The sequence below is a fragment of the Alistipes sp. CAG:268 genome (assembly GCA_000434235.1).
GTDB classification, from domain to species: domain Bacteria; phylum Bacteroidota; class Bacteroidia; order Bacteroidales; family Rikenellaceae; genus Alistipes; species Alistipes avistercoris.
The window spans coordinates 16,398-20,789 of sequence record FR892003.1 but is presented as its reverse complement, the minus strand read 5'-3'; the positions used below and the strand labels follow the sequence as shown (position 1 = coordinate 20,789).

The 4,392-nt window shown below is 66.1% G+C and carries 4 protein-coding genes (1 of these 4 cut by a window edge); 2 read left to right on the top strand and 2 right to left on the bottom strand.

The features are described from left to right. Both QZL63_RS06270 and QZL63_RS06265 read left to right on the top strand, forming a co-directional pair. Positions 1–51 carry the 3' portion of an MMPL family transporter gene (locus tag QZL63_RS06270; RefSeq protein WP_022308477.1) on the top strand. The gene continues 2,763 nt to the left of window position 1, outside the view, so the window shows 51 of its 2,814 coding nt (coding positions 2,764–2,814); its start codon lies beyond the left edge, outside the window; its stop codon occupies positions 49–51. 215 nt (positions 52–266) lie between these two features. Further along, positions 267–734, top strand: a complete 468-nt coding sequence (locus QZL63_RS06265; RefSeq protein WP_290586248.1) for a hypothetical protein — start codon at positions 267–269, stop codon at positions 732–734. A gap of 15 nt (positions 735–749) precedes the next feature. Here the strand turns inward: QZL63_RS06265 and QZL63_RS06260 are convergent, their stop codons facing one another. Then, positions 750–3,329, bottom strand: coding sequence for a TonB-dependent receptor (locus QZL63_RS06260; protein ID WP_022308475.1), 2,580 nt, complete (start codon positions 3,327–3,329; stop codon positions 750–752). Between the two features lie 13 nt (positions 3,330–3,342). Next, the gene (locus tag QZL63_RS06255; RefSeq protein ID WP_022308474.1) at positions 3,343–4,203 is read right to left on the bottom strand and encodes a GLPGLI family protein; all 861 of its coding nucleotides are present in this window, start codon (positions 4,201–4,203) and stop codon (positions 3,343–3,345) included. Positions 4,204–4,392: the final 189 nt, after the last annotated feature.

Genomic DNA, 4,392 nt, shown 5'->3' with positions numbered 1-4,392 from the left:
CGGCAGCCGCGGGCGCGGGGGTCGTTGCCGACCGCCGTTTCCCGGCGCTGATTTCGGCGCTGCTGCGGACGACCCATGCGCTGGTTCCTGCCGGCAATGCCGACGGGGCCTGCAGGCGGGGATGGCAGGTAGTCTGCTTCGGGCCCCTGCCGGACGGTCTCCACGCGCCGGTCATCCCGATGGGAATCCACGGCAGCGGCGATCTGTACCCAGATGGAGGGCCTCTGCTCGAACGGGGCTCTCTCAGGGTCGAATACGGGGCTCCGGTGGTTGCCGGTGCCGCCGCCGCAGCCGTCGGGACGTTGGAGGATGCGATGCGCATGCGCTTCGGCACGGCACGCTATTATGCGCCGCAGGTGCTGGCCCGCTACCGTTACAAGGGGCCGGAGGTCGAGGCCCGCGCCCGCCGGGTGTTGCGCGGCAGCGGCGCCTTCAGCCGATGGATCGACCGCGGAAGCACTCCACGCACGGCCGTCGTCGTCAATAACGGTCAGGGGGAGTTCGGACTGCTCCTGGCCCTCGTGCATCCCGAATGCGAGGTCCACGTCTTCGAGCAGGATGCGGACCGGGCTGCCCTGGCCCGTCACGTTGCGGCACAACCTGCCAACCTGCATCCCGGCAGCGACGGCGATCCCGCCGCTGGCGAGTTCCCCGGTGCGATGTGGTTCCTGATCGATCCGACTCCCGAACAGCGGGCGAAGTACCCCGGGGCGGAGATCGTCACTCTCGGATAGCGATTCCGCAGGACGTCAGAATTTCCAGTTGAAACCCACGAGCAGGTCGCGCGGGCGGATGGCATAGCGGCATGCCGAGGAGCTCAATCCGTCGAAGAGCGTGTAGGCGTACTCCGTCTCGTTGAGCAGATTTGCGGCCGAGGCGAAGAACTCCCACCGCAGGCCGGCTTTCCAGCGCAGTGAGACGTCGGCCAGTATGAGGTGCTTGCTCCGTGTGTCGGAGAGTTGCGTGCGGTAGTGCTCTCCGGTCAGCTGGAGAACCAGATTTTTGGCCGGCGTGAAGTTGAGCTGCAGCCGCTGGTCGAACGCATGGCGGTCGGTCGGGGCGGCGGATTCGATCCGCAGCTGCGTGTAGCGGTAGTTGAACGTGTATTCGACGTTGAGCCAGCGGGCCGCGCGGAGGTTCACCCGCGGCGAGAGGGTCAGCACGCCCGAGCGGTACGGCATCCGAACGCCCTGCTGGCAGACCTCCATCCGCGTGTCGCTCCATGCAAGATCGACTCCCGCCTGGCCGTGCAGGGCGTCGATGTGGGTGCTGAGGCCCGTCGAGAGGTTCCACGACGCCATGCGGTTCGCCTCGCGGAGTTGCCCCGAGACGATGTAGTCGCCTTCGAAATCCTGCGTGGCGAGCCACGGAAGGTCGTACCACGAGCGCTGGAGGAAGAGGTGGGCGAAAATGCCGCTCAGCGGGTTCTTGTAGTTGGCGCCGGCCGTCAGCATCCGCACGGGGGTCGGTACGGGCGTTGCGGCCCCGGAGGCCAGCGTGCGGTAGTTGCGCAGCAGCGTGGCCGGATAGACCGTTGCTTCGGCAGCCCCCTGCTCGCCCGCGGCGCCCGACGCCGAGAGGGTCCAGCAGGCCGACGGGGTCCAGCGTGCCGAGAGGTTGGCCGACCAGAGCAGCGGGCTGCTGCTGCCGCCCGTATAGCGGTAATAGCGCCAATCGGCCGGCAGGGCGAACATGAGGCGCAGCCGCTGTGTGCGGTAGGTGGCCGTCGGACGCAGGTAGAGGCTTCCGTAGCCGAAGCGCGTGTCGGCGGCAAGCGGCGCGGAGGTCTCGGCCTCAAGGCCGCTCAACGAGCTGTCGAAGCGCCGGCAGAGGGCCGCGATACCGCCCTTGAACTGGAACGACCAGCGGCGTCCGGCCTCCAGCCCCCAGGCGATGTTGTGGTTCATGCGCAGCAGGTCCACATCGAGCTGCTGCCGCTGCGCGGAGCCCTCGCGCACGACGTCCAGCTGCTGCGGCTGCGTGAGCCACAAGAGATTCGACGTCACGGTCAGCGTGCGGCGTCCCGTGCGGCGGATGTAATTGAGGTCGTTCTCCACGCGGTGCGTCGGGGCTTCGGTCTGCTGGCGGTTGGGATAGCTGCCCGTTGTCGCGGCGTCGAAATCGCTCCACGCAAGGTCGGCCGAAAGGCGGTCCATGAGGTAGAAGCGTTCGGTGTTGGCCAGCAGCTTCACATGGGCCGCGAGCTGCCGGTCGGTAAGCCGGGCCCGCTCCGCGAGCTCTTCAGCCAGTTCCCCGTCGGAGAGGTAGCGGACGATCCGCGAGGCGTAGTCCGAAGTCAGCCGGTCGTAGCCCCAAGCGACGTGGCCGCTCAGCTGGTAGTCGTCCGTGAGTTTGCGCAGGTGGTCGGCACTGGCCATCGCCGAACGATTCAGCCGCGTGCGGCTGTCGTCGAGCGGCGCCTCGGAGAGCCCCGTTGAGAACCACGCGGGGGCCTCGTAGCGGTTGTCGGCACCGTTGAGTATCTCCTCGGCCGTGAGCTGGTGCAGATCGGCCGTCGGGTCCTCGCCCGTGTTGTCGCCCTTGAGGTTGAGCATCGACTGACTTTGCGCGGCGATGCGCATGGCGAAGGCCGAGCCGCTGCCCAGCACCTCGTCGGGCGATCCGCCGCCGGCGCCGCGAAGCGTTCCGGTCCAGTGCGAACGGGCCTGTTTCTTCAAACGGAGGTTCAGGGCCGCGCGGTCGCTGTAGAGCACGTCGCGCAGCGCCTTGATCGGCTGGTGGTTCTCCATCACCTCGACGCTGGCCACATCCTGCGGGGCGATGTTGTTCGTCGCCAGAGAGTAGCGGCCGTCGAGCATGTCCATCCCCTCGATGTAGAACTTGTTGATTGCTTCGCCGTTGTAGCGGATCTCACCCGACTTTTCGACCTCGATGCCCGGCATCTTGCGCAGCACGTCGGCGATCGTGCGGTCCTGTGCCTCGGTGAAGCTTGCGACGTTGTAGCTCACCGTGTCGCCCCGCAGCGAGAGGCGCGGTGCGCGGATCTCGACCTCGCGGATCTCCACGGCACTGGCCTCGAGACGGATCTCCTGCGGCAGGCGGGCGGCATCGAACCGCTGCGCACGGTAGCCCATCATCGAGACGTCGATCCGTGCGGCCTGCATCCCCTGGCGCGGGCGGAGACGGAAGGCGCCGTCCGCGGCCGAGGTCGCGTAGCCCGCCTGCCGGCCCGTGCTGTCGGCCGCCAGCAGGATGGCCCCTGCGAGGGGCCGTCCGTCGGCGGCATCCACAACCCGCCCCGTCAGTTCCTGCGCCGAAACTGTGGAGGCAAATCCCAATATAACAGCGATAAATACGATCCACTTCATGTATTACAGCAGGTTATTCGAGCTCGATCGGATTGTAGCCGCGCACGAGGTCGCCCGGATTGACGGGGGTGCCGTCCTCGTTCTTGATGGTCATCCGCACGTTGGAGCTGCCCGTGAGGTAGCCGACCGGATCGGTCATTACCTTCTGCTTGAGGTCGAGGTACTTCTTGCGGTTGGTTTTCATGTAGTTGCGGTCGGTCATGCGGATGGGCTCGACGCGCTGTTCCACGCCCGTGGCCTCCAGATCGAGCACTCCGGCATCGTCCCTTATGGCCAGGATCAGCCCCGGCAGCCCGCCGAACTTCCACGGCCCGCAACTCACGGCGATCTCGGGGGCGTACCACGCCTCGTAGCTTCGGCCGCGGAAGGTGCAGCGGGCCCGGCGGCACGCATAGCCGACGATCGTCCGCTCGCCGTCCGTAAGTTCCCAGTCGATCGCGGGCAGCGGCTCGGTGTAGAGCAGGTGGTCCATGCCGATCTGGTCGGTGTGGGTCAGCCGTCCGGCCGCCGCATCGCGGAAGAAGATGTCCTGCACGCCGCCGTGGAAACTTCCGAGGTTGGCCAACACCTGCTCGGGCGGCGTGACACGCACAAGCGAGTCGGTCTGCCACGTCTTGTAGGAGTAGCATTTCGAGACGTTGCGCCCGACCTGAAGCAGCAGGAGGTCCTCCATCGGGTGGTCGTTCTCGGGCCGCCGCTCATAGAGCATGCGGTAGCTGACGACGAATCGCGTCGTGTCGAGCACCTCGCCGGGCAGTTCGGTCGTGTCGAACGTCGTAACGCCGTCGGTCGGGTAGGAGACGATGGTCTGCTGGGCCTGCGCCGCACAGACCGATGCGGCGAGGACGACAAGGGTGACAAGTAACTTTTTCATGGTGTATCGGTTTTGGTTCCGATACAAAGGTCGCACGAAATCCGGCTGGCGATGGTTAATGCTCCGTTAAAGAGTGTTAAATAGTTTTAACGCCGTCGGCAGAGACATTTTTATATGTACCTTTGTTTCGTACAACAACCGCACGGATGGACAAACGTCGCTTCGGCCGCATATCGCTTCTGGTCACCC

Coding starts and splice junctions, on each gene's coding strand:
- QZL63_RS06260 (WP_022308475.1), bottom strand. CDS start 3,329: ATGAAGTGGATCGTATTTATCGCTGTTATATTGGGATTTGCCTCCACA.
- QZL63_RS06255 (WP_022308474.1), bottom strand. CDS start 4,203: ATGAAAAAGTTACTTGTCACCCTTGTCGTCCTCGCCGCATCGGTCTGT.